A 19382-nucleotide genomic window follows, 5' to 3' on the forward strand; every position below is an offset into this window, starting at 1 on the left:
AAATAAAATAACATGAAAAAAATACTGATATTAATAACTATTATTAGTTCTGTTTTTATGAGCTCTTGTAATGAAGATTCCTTCTTAGAAGAAGATCCTAAAGACGATATTTTTGCTGAAAATCTATATGTGGATTATGATGGTTTTGTAAACGGATTAAACTCTATATATGCTTTAATTCGAGAAGATAGAGAATCTCAAAGTAATGCAAATCGTGCAGCATTATGGCAAATGGGTACAGATAATGCATTTGTAAATAATGGAGCATCTGCCTTTGATTGCTTTAACGATTATAACGATTTGAATTCTGAAAACAAGTTAGTTTCAAGTAATTTTAATTGGCTTTATAAAATTATAAACTCATCAAATTTAATTATTAACAGAGCAGAAGATGCTTCTATAGATTGGATGGGCGGTAATGATGCTAGTGACCTAATTAATAAAAATAAAATTCTTGGACAAGCACGATTAATGCGTGCTTGGGCCTATAGAGATTTACGTTACGGTTGGGGAGCAGTGCCTTTAAGTTTAGATGAAATAGATGGATTAACTTATCGCGATGATTGGGAAAGAAATTCTATAGATGAAATTAATGCACAAATGGAAATAGATTTAATCTTTGCAAGTGAAAATCTAGATATGAAAGAAGATACAGGTATGGTAAATAGTGCAATTGCACGTACAATGTTAGCAGAACTGTATTTAGATATGGGAGAAAATGAAAAAGCAGAAACAGAAGCTTTAAAAGTTATAAATAGTTCAGACTATAAATTAATGACTTCAAGATTTGGTACTGATGCATCAGAAGATGGAACTGTTTTTACAGATTTATTTATAAATCCTACTCCAGAAGGTGGAAATAAGGAAGTGTTATGGGTGTTAAATAATGCGTATTCAGATGTAGTGGGTAATTCTTATAATTACATGAAAAACATATGGATAAGCTATTATAGTAAAGATAAAAAATTAAAAAAATATGATTTAGATACAATGTATACTTACAATGGAGGAAAAGGAGCTGGTCGAGTTTCTATAACAGATTCTGCTTTTAGTTGGTATGAAGATATAGACGACAGATATTCTGAATATGCTGTTAAAAAGTATTACATTTTTCCTACAGATGAAACAGAAACAGACTTTGATGTTATTGGGTATACAGAAATGGCATATGATGAGCCAGACGATTTAGAAAATAATTTTTTATGGCCTTGGACAAGAAAATGGGAATATAACGACCCTTATGTTTTTGATAATGCCTCTAATTCAGGTCAATATAACGATCAAATGTTTATGAGATTAGCTGAAACTTACCTTTTAGCTGCCGAAGCTTTAATGAAAAATAATAAACTAGATTTAGCAGCTTCATACTTAAACGAATTAAGAGCAAGATCTAATGCCTCTGCAATTACAGGATCTGATGTAACAATGGATTTTATTCTTGATGAACGTTCAAGAGAATTAGTTACAGAAGAATACAGAAAACACACATTAGTGCGTACAGGAACATTTTATGAAAGAACTGTAAATAATAATCCGAGATTAGATGCAAGTAAAGTGTTTGAATACAACGAATATTTCCCTATTCCTCAGGGGATAATTGATTCCAATACAGGTGCTGTTATGGAACAAAATCCTGGATATTATTAGTAGTATAAAATAATAGACAACTACCTTTATTTTAGGTAGTTGTCTAATTTCTAAAGATCATTTACAAATAGAATATGAAAAACTTACTTTTTAGCAAATTAGCATTATTGTTAAGTGTAAACTTAATGGTAATGGGGTGTCATGCTCAGAAAAAAGCAGTTTCACAAAACAAGGCTCCCAATGTAATACTTCTCATGGCAGATGATTTAGGTTTTGGAGATGTTGGTTTTAACGGAAACGAAAAAATAATAACACCAAATTTAGACGGTATGGCTAAAGAAGGTGTCAAGTTTACAAATTTTTATGCTGCTGCTCCGTTGTGTTCGCCTACACGTGCAAGCGTATTAACAGGTAGAAGTCCGTATAGACAAGGCATTTTTGCAGCACATACAGGCGGTATGAGACCTGCAGAAAAAACTATTCCAGAATTATTAAAAAATAAAGGATATAAAACAGGGTTTTTTGGAAAATGGCATTTGGGCTGGATAGAACCTAATAAAGTAGAGTCAAGAGGGGTATATTCTCCGCCTTGGTTTCATGGATATGAAGAAACATTTGCTACAAAAAGTGCTGTTCCAACATGGGATCCTACTAAAACACCATCATTCTGGAAAGGATTTGGATCTGAAGACGATGGGTCTTGGGGCGGATCAATTTATTTAGAAAATGGTGTGCCTGTAACAGAAAATTTAGAAGGAGACGATAGTCGTATTATCATGGATAGAGCGATTCCTTTTATGGAAAAATCTATAGCAAAAGATGAACCTTTTTTTGCAACCATTTGGTTTCATACACCACACGAACCAGTTGTTGCTGGTCCAGAATACTTAGCTAAATATCCAGATTTACCAATAGGTCAACAACATTTATATGGTGCTATAACAGCTATGGACGACCAAATAGGACGTTTAAGAGCATTCTTAAAAGCAAATAATATTGAAGACAACACTATTATTTTCTTTACAAGTGACAACGGACCATCAGATGGGCTGACTAAAAAAGGAATCGCTTCTGCAGGACCATTTAAAGGACATAAACACGAAATGTGGGAAGGTGGTTTGCGTGTACCTTCATTAGCATTATGGCCAAAACATTTTAATAAAGGTTTAGTAACAGATTATCAATCTTCAACAGTAGATTATTTACCTACTATTTTAGATGTTTTAGACATGTCTCCAAGTAAAAAGATTCCATTAGATGGAGTGAGTTTAAAATCAGTAATTATGGGAGATAATACAAGTCAACGTACTGTCCCTATTGCTTCTGGATTTCAACGTTTATATAAAGATATAGATTTATATGCTTTTATAGATGGGCAATATAAAATTTGCATTCCAACCCCAGGAGATGAAATGATGCTTTTCGATATTAAAAATGATCCAGGTGAAACAAAAAATTTAGCTTCAGAAAAACCAGAATTATTAAAAAAGATGGAAGCTGGGCTAGAAAAAGTTAAAGAATCTTGGAGATTAAGTAGAGAAGGAAAAGATTACCAATGGTAATTAAAAAATAAAAAAAGAAACAACATTTATATATGAAACATGTATTAATTATACTATTAATATTTATTGCTTCTGGATGTAAGAAATCTCAAAAAAGTACTGAAACCTCTTCTACAAAAGACCATATTTTAGTAGATGCTAAGGTAAAAGTATATCATAAGGATGGTAGTCGTAGTTATACAGATTACCAGCCTTTTGAAACACGTACTCTAGATTTGCTTCCAGGCTTTAAAGCTCTTAAAACAACTCCTGAATTAAGTAAATATGGAGGAGATTTAAATCAAAAAACAGATTATGCAACAGGTTTTTTTCATGTTAAAAAAATTGGAAATCGTTGGTGGGGTATAGATCCTTTAGGTTATAAATATTTCAATATTGCTTTAAACAGTATTAACCTAGGAAAGTCTAAAACGAATAAAGAAGCTTTAGTAGAAAAATTTGGTTCTAAATCTAATTGGATTAGTGAAACCGTAATGATGTTAGAAGACAATGGTTTTAACTGTGCAGGATCTTGGTCAGATGCAGAAGCTATTGTAGCGCTAAATAAAACTATAGATAAGCCATTTGCTTATACAATTAATTGGAATTTTATGAGTGCTTACGGTCGTAAACGTGGAGGTACATTTCAACAACCTGGACATACAGGATATCCAAACGATGCCATTTTCGTGTTCGATCCTGAGTTTGAAACATTCTGTGATGAGCATGCTAAACAATTAATAGCTTATAAAGACGATCCTAATTTATTTGGATATTTTTCAGATAACGAGATGCCTTTTAAATTTAAAGCCTTAGATAATTATTTAGGATTACCCGAAGATGATTATGGGTATTTAGCAGCAAAAGCTTGGATAGATGAGCGTGGCGTTACAAAAGAAAATATAACAGATAAACATCGTGAATTATTTATGGCTTTTGTAGGTGATAAATATTTTTCTACAGTATCTAAAGCTATTAAGAAATACGATCCAAACCACATGTATATTGGTGCTCGTTTTTATGGTGATGAAAAAAATCATGCTGAGTTTATGAAAACTGCTGGTAAGTATTTAGATGTTATTTCTAATAATTATTATAACCACTGGACACCAGACAATGAAGATGTTGTGAATTGGGAAGCATGGACCGGTAAACCATTTATAGTTACAGAGTATTATACTAAAGGAGAAGATTCTGGAATGGGAAATACAAGTGGTGCAGGTTGGATTGTTCGTACTCAAGAAGACCGAGGTTTGTTTTATCAAAACTACAATTTAGCCTTATTAGAATCTAAAAATTGTGTGGGCTGGCATTATTTTAAATATCAAGATAACGATCCGACAGCTAAAGGGGTAGATCCTTCAAATATTGATGCAAATAAAGGAATAGTAAATGCGACATATGATGTTTGGGATCCTATGATGGAGAAAATGAAAGCACTTAATCAAAATGTTTATAATGTAATTGATTACTTCGATAATAATGAAAAGTAAATTTAATTTTCTTTTAAAATTACCTGTAATCGGGAGTCTTTTTTTACTTCTTTTTACCACAGGATGTGCGTCTACTTCTAACATTAAAACATGGAACGAAGGTGAGTTTGTACGTTTAAATAATAATCCGATAATTTATCCGGATATGTTAGGTCTTGAAGGGAAATTAGGAGAAAATATAAATGGACCTTCTGTTATTAAAGTCCCTAAATGGGTAGAAAACCCTTTAGGTAAGTACTATATGTATTTTGCCCATCATCATGGTCAGTATATACGTTTGGCTTATGCCAATTCACCAATTGGCCCTTGGACTATTTATAAACCAGGAGTGCTAAAAATAGAAGATACAGGTGCTACTGGACATGTTGCATCTCCAGATGTTGTTATCAATGAAGCTAATCAAACCTTTAGGCTGTATTTTCATGGGTATCCAGAAAATAAAGCAATCGGGCAAAAAACTTTTTTAAGTACTTCTAAAAATGGTTTAGATTTTATAGCAAATGACACGGTTTTGGGGGCATCTTACTTTAGGACATTTAATTATAAAAATAATTTTTATGCTTTAGTTTCAGGAACATTTTTCAAGTCTGAAGATGGCATAAAACCTTATAAAAAAGGCGCTCTTATTTTGCCTAAAATTAGACATTCTGCAGTTGTTGTAGTTGGAGATAATCTTGTGATTTTTTATTCACAGAAAGGAGATGAACCAGAACGTATTTTAAAAACAACTGTTAATCTTTCCGAAGGAACTTACAAAAACTGGAAAGCAAGTGATATACAAGATGTTTTAAAACCAGAAAGGGATTATGAAGGAGTAGAGCTGCCAATAAAAAAATCGGTTAATGGTTTTGCAAGAACACGTGTACATGAATTAAGAGACCCTGCTATTTTAATAGATAAGAAAGATGTCTATTTATATTATTCAGTTGCAGGAGAATCGGGTATAGCAGTATCTAAGCTTATTAAAAAATAGAATAAAAATTCACATTAATAAAATTGTATTATGAAATATTTTGTCATGATTTTATTCAGTTCAATCTTTTTTATAGGTTGTTCGTCTTCAACAAAGAAAAAAGAACCTCTTAAAAAACAAAGACCTAATGTACTTTTTATATCTGTAGACGATTTAAACGATTGGGAAGGCGCCTTAATGGGGAACAACCAAGTTAAAACGCCAAACATGGATAAATTGTTTAGCGAAGGTGTCCTTTTTACAAATGCACATGCGTCTCAACCAGTTTGTACGGCGTCAAGAAACTCATTATTAAGTGGTATCGATCCAACCGTATCTGGCTGGTATAGTTCTACAAATAATATGAGAAAAAATTATGATACCGTTATGGCTAATCATAAAATGCTTCCAGAATATTTTAAAGATAGTGGATATAATACGTATGCTGCAGGGAAAGTATTTCATAGTGGAGAATCAGATTTTCCAACAAAAACAGACGATTATTGGACAGCCTATTCTCCTCATTTCTGGAATAATATGGAACCTAATATAAAAGCGAATGGTTATGGGTATAGAGGGACTATGTTTTATCCATTTCCAAAAGGAGGAGGGCAATTAGTACAACTTTACGGACAGGATACCATAAATAATTATTACAAAGATAATAATAGATTTTATTCTTTATGTGGAGGGCCTTTAGAAGCGGAAGATATTCCAAAAGATGGTATGTATGACGAGCAAATTGCAAAATGGGCTATTCATAAAATAGATAGTACTCAAGAAAAACCATTCTTTCTTTCTGTTGGTTTCTTAAGACCTCACGTGCCATATACAGCACCTAAGAAGTATTTTGATTTATATCCTATTGAGGATATTGTTGTTCCAGAAGTACCAGAAAATGAATTTGAAGATATTCCAATGATGGGTAAATCAATAGCTTATGGATATACACCACATGGTGGCTGGGCAGATATGACTGCAAAAAAAGAGATTTTACCAGAATTGGTCCAATCTTATTTAGCTTGTATATCTTTTGTAGATGATCAAATAGGAAAAGTTGTTGAAGCTCTGGAAAAAAGCCCGTATGCAGATAATACTATAATTGTATTATGGTCAGATCACGGTCAGCATTTAGGAGAGAAAAAGCATTTCAGAAAACAAGCACTTTGGGAAGAAACAACACGTGTACCATTATTTTTTAAAGTTCCAAATAATGCAAGCAACGGACAAAGAAGTGGCCAGGTGGTGAGTTTGTTAGATATTTATCCAACTATAACAGAATTATGCGATTTACCTCGTTTACCAAAATTAGGTGGAGAAAGTTTAATCCCGCTTATAGAATCGCCAGCAACAAAAACAGATAGAGCGGTACTATCTACTTGGTATTATAAAAATCATGCTGTTAGAAGTAATGATTGGAGATATATTCAGTATAGAGATGGTGGAGAAGAATTATATAATCATAAAACAGATCCAGGCGAGCATACAAATTTAGCTAACGATCCAAAATATTCAGATGTTATAGCTGCTCATAAAAAATGGTTACCAACTTATGATGCTATTCCAGCTGGTTCTACAGAATGGAAAGGAGATAAGTTAGATCGAAGAATTGAAGAATGGAAAACTAATGATTCTATTCCAGTTTGGTTAAGATAAAATAAACAAATGAAAGCTAAATTATATAGTCTATATATTGTTTTTGCATGCGTAGTATTCTCATGTACGCAACAGCCTAAAGTAAATAATTGGCCAGAAAACACCTATGGTGGCAATGAAAAATTATTTTTAAAGGAAAGTGATTTTGTAAGAATGCGTAGCAATATAGATACATCTAATTGGGCTGAAAATATATATTCAAAATTAAAAAAATCAGTTTTAGATTCTGTAACCTACTATACACATAGTGGTCCAGAAGATTGGACTAAATCTATAGTAGTGAAGGATGCAGCGATCTATTACAGATTGTCAGGAGATCAACGCGTATTACCACTTATTAAACACGCCATTATTGAAACATACAAATTAAATGCAATGCATGAACCCTTGCTTAGTAAAGAAAATACCTCACAAGGTTTCTGGAGTTGGGGCATGTTTAGAATGGGGAATTTAGAGGCTTGGGATTTAATTAAAAATAATCCAGAATGTAAAGAGCTTGTTGCTCCAATGAATAAACGTTTAGACGAAATAATTATTCATGGAACTGCTTATTATAATGCGATTAAAAGACTAGGTAATACGCAGTTTTGGGGAGTTACAACACTGGGAATTGCTGGGTTTATGAGAGAAAATAATCAAGCAATAGATTTAGCAATTGATGGAAAACATGGATTTAAAGCTTCTTTATTACGTTTTAGAGACAGTACCTTTTGGCCAGAACCTTTAAAATACGATAATGGTTATGTTGCTTCGGCAATGCTTATGTTGGCAGAGGCATCTCGAACAAACAATCGTGAAGATTTATATGCTTATAAAGCAGAGAATGGAGCATCTTTTAAGGGTATGATGGATGGTTTTACCTCCTTATTACTTACAGATGGTTCAATACCTATACGAGGCGATGGATCTGAATATGTTAATGTTAAAGATGGTAAAGTTGGTTCTAAAGTTAAATATTTCTATAAGAAAGATGATTCAGGTTATAGACCAAACATTAAAGTAGAAATGCTTTATAGTATTTTTAAAGATCCGGTGTATTGCTGGATGGCAGCTCAAAATAAAGATAGAGATTGTTGGGATAATAATTTTTGGGGATGGACAGCTTTAACACATGGTGTGCCTCTTAAAGCCCAGCAACCACCATCTGCAAAATCTGTTATATATCAGGAGTTTGGTTCTGCACTATTAAGATCAGACACAACGTCAAATTATTGGGGAAGTAATGCCTTATCAGCGTTTGTTAGAAACGGAGCAAGTATCCAATTTCATAGTCATAATGAGCAATTTGCATTAGATGTAATAGCATATAAAAAACAAATTTATTTCGATAATTTTTTGTCTTGGGATTATTTGGCACCTAGAACCTCTCGAAATCGAAGAAATGCAACACCTTTTAGTAATCGTATCATTGCGCATAACACAGTTGCTGTAGATTATAGAGAACCAGACAAATCGGTAATAAAATTAGGATCTAAATCGCCAGAAATACCAGGAGCAAATTTTTCTAAAATAGTAACTACTGGACCTATGCAAATACTCACAACTACAGGGTCTATTTATAATGGTGTAAAAGAAACCCGAACAGTAGGTGTTACAAAAGAATATGTTTTAGATGTTTTTGATTGTGTTTCTAATCAATTTCATAATTACGATTATGCACTTCACAGTTTTGGAGATTTGTCTTTTAGTTCTGGTATTAACTTTAAGGCATACCCCAATTTAAATGAAGAATATGGTCTAGGTAAAATAGATTTAACAGCAAAAAAAGAAAATAATATGTGGCTTTTAAATGCAGAGCAATCAATTACAGATACTAGTTTTAGTGCCGTTTTTAAAGACACAGATACTATTGGAATGCATGTTTTAATAGCAGGAGAAAAAGGAACAAAAATATTAAAGACCGAGGTGCCTTATTATATTTCTAATGAAGGTTGGGATGAGGTTTTACCTCAGAATATGCCAAAAAGGAAACCTCTTTTGTTAGTCAGACGTCATGCAAAAAACACGAAGTATGTTGTCTTACATGTGCCCTTTAAAGACCACGAACCTCATTATAAACTTAAAGTCGAAGCCGACAAAATAATAATTGAAAATCTAGAATTTATTGACGAATATTTTTTCAATGAAAAAAAATTAAAAAGAACAAACAAATAAGATCTATTCAAATGAAAAATTATAAAATACTTTTAATCTTATGCCTTGGCTTGTTGTTTCAATGCAAGTCATCAAAAAGCTTAACACAAACAGATTCTAAACCTATGGAATTGTATTTATGTATTGGGCAATCTAATATGGCAGGTCGTGCACCTATAGAGTTGCAGGATCAAGACACTATTCCAAATGTGTTTTTGTTTACAGGAAATGAAGAACATCCTTGGGAAAAAGCAGCAAACCCTTTTAATAAATATTCAACAGTAAAGAAAAGATTGGATTTACAAAAAATTGGTCCTAGTTATGGTTTTTCAAAAGAAATGATAAAAGATAATCCTGATACTAAAATAGGTTTAATCGTTAATGCTAAAGGCGGAACATCTATTGAAGAATGGAAACCAGGAGATACACTGTACAACGAAGCCATTTCTCAAGCTAAAAAGGCAATGAAATTAGGAGTATTAAAAGGAATTATTTGGCATCAAGGAGAGGCAAATGCAGGAAGAGCAGATGCATACATGCCAAAAATAACAGAATTAATAGCTGCACTTCGTAAAGATTTAAATAGTCCAAATGTACCATTTGTTGCAGGTCAATTATCATCAGATAAACCAAAAAGAAATAAATTCAATAAAATGATTTTAGAGTTACCTAATCATGTTGAAAACACGGCAGTTGTAACTTCAGAACATACATCTACTATAGATAAAACTCATTTTGATAGTGCAAGTCAACGGGTTTTAGGTAAACGATATGCTATAAAAATGAAAGAATTGTTATCAAAAAATAAAAGTCAAAAAAATGATTAAAACCTTAAAAGTATTTAGTTTTTTAGTGTTGTTTGGGTGTCAATTTATACATGCTCAAGAGACCAAAAATCAAACAAAGCCAAATATATTATTAATTATTTCAGATCAACATTCTGGAAAAGTCATGACGCAAAGAGGCTACGAATATGTAACAACACCGGGAATTGATGAATTAGTAAAAGAAGGTGTGTCTTACACACGTAGTTACTGTACGTATCCAGTTTGTATGTCTTCAAGAGCAGGTTTAATGACGGGAGTTATGCCTAGTAAAAGTGGACCAAATCTTTTAAAATATAACTCTATTGGTAAAACATTAAAAGATGGAGGTTACGAAACAGCATATTATGGAAAATGGCATGTATCTACATCTAAAATAAAAGATATTCCAGAATGGCATGGTTTCGAGTCTTATAAAAGAGAATATAACGATACCAAGACAACCAAATTATCTATAGATTTTATTAATAAGAAACATGATAAACCCTTTTTTATGGTGACTTCTTTATTAAATCCTCATGATTGCTGTGAATTGGCACGTAATATTTCTGATCTAGGAGATGATTATCACGATGGCGCCGTTGAAGAAAATATGGATCTAGAATACTGTCCGCCTTTACCAACTAACTTTAATATTCCTAAAAAGGAAGCCGAAGGGTTTTATACGCGTAGAACTCCAGACACTACAGATAAAACCAACTTTGGAAAGCATCCTGTAAAATATTGGCAGGAACAAGAATGGCGTCAATACATGTACGGTTATGATCGATTGGTAGAAAAAATGGATAACCATATTTTAAGTATTGTAAAAGCTTTAGATAAAAAAGGAGAGTTAGAGAATACTATTATTTTTTATACCTCAGATCATGGAGACGGACACTCGTCTCATGAATGGAATCAGAAAATGACGTTTTATGAAGAATCTGTAAATGTACCATTTGTAGTGTCTTGGAAAGGGCATACAAAAGCAGGTGTTATAGATTCAAAACTATTAACTTCTGGATTAGATTTATACCCAACCATATGTGAAATGGCAGGTGTATCGTATAGCGATACCTTGGAAGGAGAAAACTTAAGTCCATACTTTTTAAAAGATGTAAAAATACCTAAAAAGACTAGAGCATACGTTGTTTCAGAATTAAATCAAAAAGAAAAAAACAAACCTAAAGGAAGAGTATTCGTTGGTCGTATGGTGGTTACCGAAGATTATAAATATATACTTTTTGATGGAGGAGAACATCCAGAACAATTTTTCGATTTAAAAAATGATCCAGGTGAGCTACATACTTTAGTTGATTCTAAAAAATATAAAAAACAAATTTCAGCTCATCGTCAAATGTTAAAAGATTGGATTAATACAACTAAAGATAGTTTTCCAATAAATAAAATACCTCAAAACTAAAATGAAAAAGGGATTAGCTTGCGTTTTTATTTTAATGAGTGCTTTGCTACACGCACAAACCACTTATTTTGTAGATGATGTTATTGGTAACGATACTAATACTGGGACTCTTAAAAGTGCCCCTTTTAAGAGTATTAATCGTGTTAATCAATTACACCTAAAACCAAGCGATTCTTTACTTTTTAGACGCGGTGGCACATGGACAGGAAATTTAATACCCAAAGGTAGTGGAGCAAAAAATAAGCGTATAGTTATTGGTGCGTATGGATCTGGACCTGTTCCCGTTTTAAATGCTAAAGGTGTTCGTTTTAAAAACGAAACAGCTTCATATACCATTCGCTTATTTAATCAAGAGTATATCGAAATACGTGATTTAAAAATTGAAAACTTTAAAGCATCAGAAGAACCAAGACAATATCCTTTAAAAAAAAGTTTAGTATATGTAAATACTCCTAAAATGGGAATTTATATTGAAGGAAAAGATTGTGGGACACTTCACGATATTCAATTAATAAATTTAGAGATAAGTGATGTAAATGGAGATATGAGTACTAAACACAATGGTGGTGTTTTTGCAGAAATTACATGGAATAAAGATATTTTGAAACGTGTAAAATCTAATTTTGATGGCTTTTTAGTGGTGGGATGTCATATTCATGATGTAGATAGAACAGGCTGGTCTAATAGTTCTGTTTGGGATGATAGATCTCTAAATAGTACTTGGGGAGATAAGCTTGAAAATGGAAAGATACACAATTGGTACCCGAGCGAACATATAGTTTTTAGAAATAATAAGTTTGAAAGAGCTGGAGCAAATGCATTAATCGTAAGGGTAGCAAATGCTCCATTGGTAGAATATAATTTATTTGAATATAACGGGTTAAAAGGTAGTGGAAATGCCTCTTTTCCTTTTAATTGCGACAATGCATTGTTTCAATATAATGAAGCTGCTTATACTTTTTATAATACGGCAGCAGATAGTTGGAATGGAAAACCAGATGTAGATGCCGGCGGATTTGATAGCGATTGGAATTGTAAGAATACTATAATTCAATATAACTATAGTCATCATAATGGTCATGGTGGTGTTTTAATTTGTTGTGATGGGGCTAGTAAAACAAGCTTTAATGATGGTACTATAATTAGATATAACATTTTTGAAAGTAACAACCACCATATTGTTCGGAATTCCGGAACAACTACCCAGACACAAATTTATAATAATGTGTTTTTTGTAAGTGAAGATCAAGATCCTGTACAAATTATATTTCATAAAAGTTGGAATGGGCTACCAAACCAAACCGTATATACCAACAATATATTTTATGCTTTAGGGGCAAAACATCGATTTGATTTAGGGAAAAGTACAAACAATACTTTTTTAGCAAATACCTTTTATGGAGGTATTATTAACACACCATCAGATGTAAAAAAGAATACACACAATCCTTTATTTGTTAATGATACACCTTCAAAAACCAATTGGAAATCGTATTTACGATTTTTATTACAAAAGGAGTCTTCAGAAATTAATAACGGTATTAAAGTTCAAGGACATCCTAAAAAAGACATGCTAGGTAATCCTATAAAAGGGAATCCTGACCGAGGTGCTTTTGAAATGTTTTAAAACAAAAAAAGAGTTCCTAAAAATGAATAATAAAATTAAAGCAAACATTTAACTAACTAAATTAACCAAACTAATGACAAAAAATTACAATCTATTATTAATTGCATTATGCTGTTTATCGGCTTATTTTAATGCTAGTGCCCAGGATTATGGTACGTTTACTCATAATGTGAGTGAAGATGCTTATATCCGAGGCGGATCTAATAGCGAAGTGAACTATGGAAGTGAACTCGAATTATTAGTAAAAGGGACGGTAGACAACGAAAAAAATTACAGAAAATCTGTTTTAAAATTCGATTTATCAGATACATCTTACGATTTAAATGGTTCGGCTAAAGCTGTACTACGTTTACATGCCAATAATTCTAAAGCAGCAACAATAGGTGTTTATGAATTAGGGGATGGATGGACAGAAGACACTGTAACTTGGGATAATTTACCAGCTATAGGCGATCAGATAGCAACCGTTGAAATGGATGATGACGGCATATATTATGAATGGGATATTACTAGTTATGTGCAAAGTGAGTTAAGTGGCGATAAAATTGTATCTGTTGCTCTTAATGATCCTTTAACATCTGCTACAACAATTGGCTTTAATAGTAAAGAAGCCGAATTAAATATTCCTTATTTAGCGATTATTATAGATAATCCTAATTTATCTTCCATTCCTGCAACTCAAGATGCAGAAGTGTTTTATTGGGGAAAAGCTTCACACGATAAAAATTATGGTTCTGGAGACGATTTATCTGTGCGTTACGATGATAATGTTAGTAGTTGTTCAGATAGTTATATTCAATTTAATATAAGTAGTATTTCTGAAGCTAAAGAAACCATACTATTAAAACTGTATGCTTTTGAAGTAGAGCGTGCATCAGAAATTTCTGTGTATGGAACAGCTACAGAAGCATTATGGTCAGAATCTACTATTACTGGACGAGACAAACCCTTAGCGACAGAACGTATTGGAGTGTATGATGTGTCTACAATAGGTTTTGTAACCTTAGATGTTACAAATTATGTTAATAAAGCAATAGAAGCTGGATGGACAGATTTAACTTTAATAGTTAAAGAAAACGAAGGAGCTAAAATTTCATTCAATTCTAAAGAAGCAGACAGTGACGGGCCACAATTAATGGTAAGTGATATTACAAGTAGTTATATGGAGCCTACAGTAATGTCTGGAACATTTTATTTTGATTCAGAAAATGGAAGTGATGATAACAATGGTACCTCTGAAACAACAGCATGGAAAAGCATAACAAAACTAGAAGATGTTACACTTTCTCCTGGAAGTGAAATTTTATTAAAACGAGGCGGAGTTTGGAGTGGAGAAGATCTTGTGTTTAAAGGTTCTGGAACAGCTAATAGTCCAATTGTTATTGATGCTTACGGCACAGGAGATAAACCTTTATTAGAAGGTTTAGGGCAATCTACAGGACTTATAAAATTATTTAACCAAGAATATATAGAAATTTCTAACCTGCATATCACGAATTTAGGAGCAGTAAAAGATGGATTACGAAGAGGTATTCATGTGGTTGCCGATAATTTTGGAGCACTTCATCATTTACATTTTACAGATTTAATGTTTACAGATATTAACGGAACAGATGGCTTAGATGGCGGTGTGTATGCGAATGACGATGATGAAAAACGTTCGGGAGCTATCTTCTTAGAAATTAGAGGAGACGATGTACAAACATATTTTGATGATATTTTATTAGATAAATCATATTTCTACGATGTTTCTAATACTGGTTTTGCTAATATTTCTCATTGGTCTGATTTAACGATTGATTCCGATTTTACTAGTAACACAGTCCCAGGAACATCTAACGACGATTACGTGCATAATTTTGTGCCAAGTAAAAATGTTTTAATTAAGCGAAATCGATTTGAAAATATCAATTCGCAAGGTGTAATTATACGTACAGCCGAAGATCCAATTATGGAATATAATCTATTTTATTATTGCTCTATAGGGAGAGGTTCTGATAATGCTTGTTTTAACTCTAAAACAACAGGAGCAATCTGGAGATATAATGAATCTTGTTTTACAGAATATACAGAAGGAAAATCTGATGGAGCAGGAATAGATTCCGATCTTAGATCTAAAAACACCATTATAGAATATAACTATTGTCACGATAACGGATATGGTGGAGTCATTACAACTGGAGGAAGTTTTGAAGGCGCCTTTAATGATAATACAATTATAAGATATAATATGCTTTTTAATAATGGCATTAATAGTGTTAGAATTTGTAATCAAAATACCAATTTGTTAGTGCATAATAACTTGATATATTACGATAATGCAGAGGCTTCTAATAGTTTAGTATTTACACATTTAAGTGATGTTACAACTCAAGGTCCAACAAATTCTATAGTAACAAATAATATTTTTTACACAACTAATAACAATGGAACATTTACTGCCGATGTAGAACCTACAGATTCTAGATTTGAAGACGTAAAATACAGTAATAATTTATACTACGGTATAGATCCATTATACCAATATCCAGACGATACAAATAAAGTAACAGCAGATCCATTATTTATAGACGGTACTGTGCCTACTCAAGATATTGGAGGTTACCTGCTTCTAGGTAGTGATGGTTTACCAACAGGAAGTGTAAGTTATGATTTTCTTTCAGGTTTCGGATTGTCTGAAGCATCTCCTGCGATAGATAACGGAAGTCTAGAAAATATAACAGAAGTACCTTCTATCGATTTTCAAAATAATACGGTTTATGTAGGAGACACCATAGATATAGGGCCATTTGAGAATGCTAGTACATTAGGAATAGATGATAATAATTTAATAACAAAAACTGTAGTTTATCCTAATCCGGTTTCAGATATTTTAAATATAAAAACAACATCAGGAAACACTGTAAATAAGGTGAGTATATACAATGCTTTAGGTCAGTTTATTACAGTTGTAAAAACGTCATCTATAAACACCATTTCTTTAAATAATTTAGGCCTTAAAAGTGGTATGTATTTTATTAAAATAGAAGGTGATTTTGGAACTGAAATTAAGAGAATTTTAAAGAAATAATTTAAACATCTGCTTTAAACTAATTTTTAAATCGATAAAGAGTATTGGATTAAAAATAAATGCAATACAGTACTCAAACAAAAGGATGTAAAAGTGCTTTTGAAAACAAATGATAAAAAAGACAATTAAAATGAATAAACAATTTTATATTTTACTAATAGCAATAGTATCAGTGTGTAGTGTATTCTCACAATCACGTGAAACGTTTACCATTAACAATAGTTGGAAATTTTATCAGGGCGATTTAGATATTTCTAAAGCAGATGTAATTCAAGAGTCTGCAAAAAGTGACAAGCATTGGCAAACCGTAACGATACCACATACATGGAATAATATAGATGCTACAGACGACACTCCGGGATATTATAGAGGTATAGGTTGGTATAAAAAAACACTGTTTATTGAAGCAGTAGCGTATGCTAGTACTAAAACTTTAATTTATTTTGAAGGAGTTAATCAAGTTACAGACTTGTATGTAAATGGTGAATGGGTTGGTCAGCATAAAGGAGGATATTCTAGATTTCATTTCGATATCACTAAATTTTTAAAGTACGATCAAGAAAACACATTCGCTGTAAAAGTAGATAATAGTCATAATGTAGATGTTCCGCCATTATCTGCAGATTTTACATTCTTTGGAGGTATTTATCGCGATGTGTTCTTAATAAAATTAAATGATGTTCATTTTTCTATGGATGATTATAGTTCTTCTGGAGTGTATATTTCTACTCCAGAGGTTTCTAAAACCTTAGCGAAAGTAGAAGTTAAAAGCTTATTAAATAATGAAACAAATCAAAATAAATCTGTTCGTGTAATAACTAAAGTTCTCAATAAAGAAGGACAAGTTGTGTTAACAAGTCATAAAAAAATTAAGCTTAAAAAGAACGAAAAAGGTAAACAAGTTACAGAGGAATTACTGATTGAAAATCCGTTATTATGGTCGCCTAATCATCCGTATTTATATACTGTAAATACGAAGATTGAAGATGTTAAAACAGGAAATCTTTTAGACGAATCTTTAGAGCCTTTAGGACTGCGTTGGTTTAAGTTTGATCCCGAAAAAGGATTTTTTCTTAATGGAGAATATTTAAAATTAATAGGAACGAATAGACACCAAGACTATTTAATGAAAGGTAATGCGCTAACAGACGAAATGCATGTTAGAGATATTCGTTTATTGAAAGAGATGGGAGGGAATTTTTTAAGAATATCTCACTATCCTCAAGATCCAACAGTGTTAGAAATGTGTGATAGATTAGGAATTTTAACATCTATTGAAATACCTATTGTGAATGCCATTACAGAATCTGAGGCCTTTACAAATAATAGTTTACTTATGATTGAGGAGATGATGAAACAAAATTTTAATCATCCTTCTTTAATTATTTGGGCGTATATGAATGAAGTCCTTTTAAGATTACCATTCGATCAAAAGAAAGAAGCAGAGCGTTATAAAGTATATACCGATAATGTTAAAAAATTAGCCTCAAAAATTGAAAGTAAAATTAGAGTTTTAGATCCAGACCGATATACAATGATTCCAAACCACGGAGCCATTACAAGATATAAAGAAGCTGGTTTAACAGCTGTACCCATGATACTTGGTTGGAACTTATATCAAGGGTGGTATTCTGGAAAACTAACTAGTTTTGATTCAACCTTAGATGAATTACATGAGTTGTTTCCAAATCAAGCCATTATAATTACAGAATATGGTGCAGATGTGCACCCGCGTTTACATTCTTTTCATCCAGAACGATTTGATTATACTGTTGAATATGGAAATAAATATCATGAACATTATCTTGAAGCTCTAAAAAAGAGACCTTTTATTGTGGGAGCAACCATGTGGAATTTAAACGATTTTTATTCAGAGTCTAGAGGGTATGCACAACCACGAACAAATTTAAAAGGAATTACAAGTTTAAACCGAGAGAAAAAAGATACGTGGTGGTTATATAAATCATACTTATCTGCAAATCCCGTAATTAAATTTGGTCAGAACGAATGGAAAATTAGAGGAGGAGTTGCAGATCCTGGAACAGATTATTGTACTCAACCCATAACTGTTTACAGTAACGGAGACACTGTTAAATTGACGCATAATACAGTTAACTATAATGCTAAGGTTATAAATAATATAGCTAGATTTTCTGTGCCTTTTGTAAACGGAAAAAATGTATTTGTTGCAACAACCACTATGAATTCAAAAACATATACAGATGTATTAGATGTTGATTTTAGATTGGCTCCAAATAAATTTTCAGAATTCAAAGACGATTTTTACGATCTAAATATTCTGTTAGGTTCTAAACGTATTTTTGAAGATAAAGTAAAATCTCAAGTATGGATTCCAGAACAAGAATATTTTGCAGGTAGTTGGGGCTATGTTGGTGGAGAGCCTTTTAGACCCAAAACTAAATATGGAAGTTTACCTAGTTCAGATTTAGATATTATAGATTCTAATAATGATCCAATTTACCAGACACAACGTGTTGGAATCGAAAAATTTAAATTAGATGTGCCAGATGGTAAATATATTGTGTCTTTAGGATGGGCAGAATTAGTATCAGATAAAGAACATGAAAAATTGGTATATAATCTAGGAAACGATAAAGTATCAGAGCATGTTTCAGATCGTGTTTTTAATATTCTTATTAATGGCAATTATATTGAGAAAGACTTGAATATTACAGAACAGTATGGAGTAGAACGTGCTGTTACAAGAAAATACGAAGTTATTGTCTCAGAGGGTATGGGAATTATTTTAGACTTTGAAAAAATTAAAGGCAATCCTATTCTAAATACCATACAAATAAGAAAAATTTTGTAATTAAAAGCATTTTTTTAGCGAGAATTATCAATTTACAATGAAGTAGTGGCTCTTATTACTATAGTTCATCTGTAAAGATATCTCATAATATAACATTACATTTTTTATCACTTAAAAACCTATAATAAAGAATAGGGTAGGGCGTTTTGTGCTAATACTATCGCATTAAAGTATGAGTATTTGTTTTCAATTTTTAGTGTAGATATGTGTTTAAGTATTTGGTAATTAAATTATTGTGTTTAAATGTTAGGATAATGAGATACG

Annotated in this window: 11 protein-coding genes; all 11 read left to right on the forward strand. The window is 32.1% G+C overall.

The features are described from left to right. The first annotated feature begins 12 nt into the window (after positions 1 to 12). The 11 genes from Q1B05_RS13910 (at position 13) to Q1B05_RS13960 (ending at position 19118) form a co-directional block, all read left to right on the forward strand. The gene (locus Q1B05_RS13910; RefSeq protein ID WP_299781558.1) at positions 13 to 1647 is read left to right on the forward strand and encodes a RagB/SusD family nutrient uptake outer membrane protein; all 1635 of its coding nucleotides are present in this window, start codon (positions 13 to 15) and stop codon (positions 1645 to 1647) included. A gap of 74 nt (positions 1648 to 1721) precedes the next feature. Next, positions 1722 to 3149: a sulfatase-like hydrolase/transferase gene (locus Q1B05_RS13915; RefSeq protein WP_299781559.1), complete on the forward strand. Its 1428-nt coding sequence runs from the start codon at positions 1722 to 1724 to the stop codon at positions 3147 to 3149. A 32-nt stretch (positions 3150 to 3181) separates the two neighbouring features. Then, the gene (locus Q1B05_RS13920) at positions 3182 to 4621 is read left to right on the forward strand and encodes a hypothetical protein (protein ID WP_299781560.1); all 1440 of its coding nucleotides are present in this window, start codon (positions 3182 to 3184) and stop codon (positions 4619 to 4621) included. After that, a complete protein-coding gene (locus Q1B05_RS13925; protein WP_299781561.1) occupies positions 4611 to 5594 on the forward strand; it encodes a hypothetical protein in 984 nt (327 codons plus the stop codon). The genes Q1B05_RS13920 and Q1B05_RS13925 overlap by 11 nt, the downstream gene beginning before the upstream one ends. 30 nt (positions 5595 to 5624) lie before the next feature. Then, entirely contained in the window at positions 5625 to 7229 is a 1605-nt protein-coding gene (locus tag Q1B05_RS13930) for a sulfatase (protein WP_299781562.1), read from the forward strand. A gap of 9 nt (positions 7230 to 7238) precedes the next feature. After that, complete coding sequence (locus Q1B05_RS13935) at positions 7239 to 9383, forward strand: hypothetical protein (RefSeq protein WP_299781563.1); 2145 nt, start codon at positions 7239 to 7241, stop codon at positions 9381 to 9383. Between the two features lie 11 nt (positions 9384 to 9394). Beyond that, on the forward strand, positions 9395 to 10189 hold the full coding sequence (locus Q1B05_RS13940; RefSeq protein ID WP_299781564.1) for a sialate O-acetylesterase: 795 nt from the start codon (positions 9395 to 9397) through the stop codon (positions 10187 to 10189). Beyond that, entirely contained in the window at positions 10182 to 11588 is a 1407-nt protein-coding gene (locus tag Q1B05_RS13945; protein ID WP_299781565.1) for a sulfatase-like hydrolase/transferase, read from the forward strand. The genes Q1B05_RS13940 and Q1B05_RS13945 overlap by 8 nt, the downstream gene beginning before the upstream one ends. Position 11589: 1 nt before the next feature. Beyond that, positions 11590 to 13215, forward strand: a complete 1626-nt coding sequence (locus tag Q1B05_RS13950) for a hypothetical protein (RefSeq protein WP_299781566.1) — start codon at positions 11590 to 11592, stop codon at positions 13213 to 13215. A 73-nt stretch (positions 13216 to 13288) separates the two neighbouring features. Next, positions 13289 to 16285, forward strand: coding sequence for a DNRLRE domain-containing protein (locus tag Q1B05_RS13955; protein ID WP_299781567.1), 2997 nt, complete (start codon positions 13289 to 13291; stop codon positions 16283 to 16285). A gap of 130 nt (positions 16286 to 16415) precedes the next feature. Next, positions 16416 to 19118: a glycoside hydrolase family 2 TIM barrel-domain containing protein gene (locus tag Q1B05_RS13960; protein WP_299781568.1), complete on the forward strand. Its 2703-nt coding sequence runs from the start codon at positions 16416 to 16418 to the stop codon at positions 19116 to 19118. Positions 19119 to 19382 lie beyond the last annotated feature (264 nt).

The sequence above is a fragment of the uncultured Formosa sp. genome (assembly GCF_947500765.1).
GTDB lineage: Bacteria > Bacteroidota > Bacteroidia > Flavobacteriales > Flavobacteriaceae > Formosa.

Bases quoted from the DNA above. Each gene is read 5' to 3' on its own strand.
- Q1B05_RS13910 (WP_299781558.1), top strand. From the start codon at position 13: ATGAAAAAAATACTGATATTAATAACTATTATTAGTTCTGTTTTTATG.
- Q1B05_RS13915 (WP_299781559.1), top strand. From the start codon at position 1,722: ATGAAAAACTTACTTTTTAGCAAATTAGCATTATTGTTAAGTGTAAAC.
- Q1B05_RS13920 (WP_299781560.1), top strand. From the start codon at position 3,182: ATGAAACATGTATTAATTATACTATTAATATTTATTGCTTCTGGATGT.
- Q1B05_RS13925 (WP_299781561.1), top strand. From the start codon at position 4,611: ATGAAAAGTAAATTTAATTTTCTTTTAAAATTACCTGTAATCGGGAGT.
- Q1B05_RS13930 (WP_299781562.1), top strand. From the start codon at position 5,625: ATGAAATATTTTGTCATGATTTTATTCAGTTCAATCTTTTTTATAGGT.
- Q1B05_RS13935 (WP_299781563.1), top strand. From the start codon at position 7,239: ATGAAAGCTAAATTATATAGTCTATATATTGTTTTTGCATGCGTAGTA.
- Q1B05_RS13940 (WP_299781564.1), top strand. From the start codon at position 9,395: ATGAAAAATTATAAAATACTTTTAATCTTATGCCTTGGCTTGTTGTTT.
- Q1B05_RS13945 (WP_299781565.1), top strand. From the start codon at position 10,182: ATGATTAAAACCTTAAAAGTATTTAGTTTTTTAGTGTTGTTTGGGTGT.
- Q1B05_RS13950 (WP_299781566.1), top strand. From the start codon at position 11,590: ATGAAAAAGGGATTAGCTTGCGTTTTTATTTTAATGAGTGCTTTGCTA.
- Q1B05_RS13955 (WP_299781567.1), top strand. From the start codon at position 13,289: ATGACAAAAAATTACAATCTATTATTAATTGCATTATGCTGTTTATCG.
- Q1B05_RS13960 (WP_299781568.1), top strand. From the start codon at position 16,416: ATGAATAAACAATTTTATATTTTACTAATAGCAATAGTATCAGTGTGT.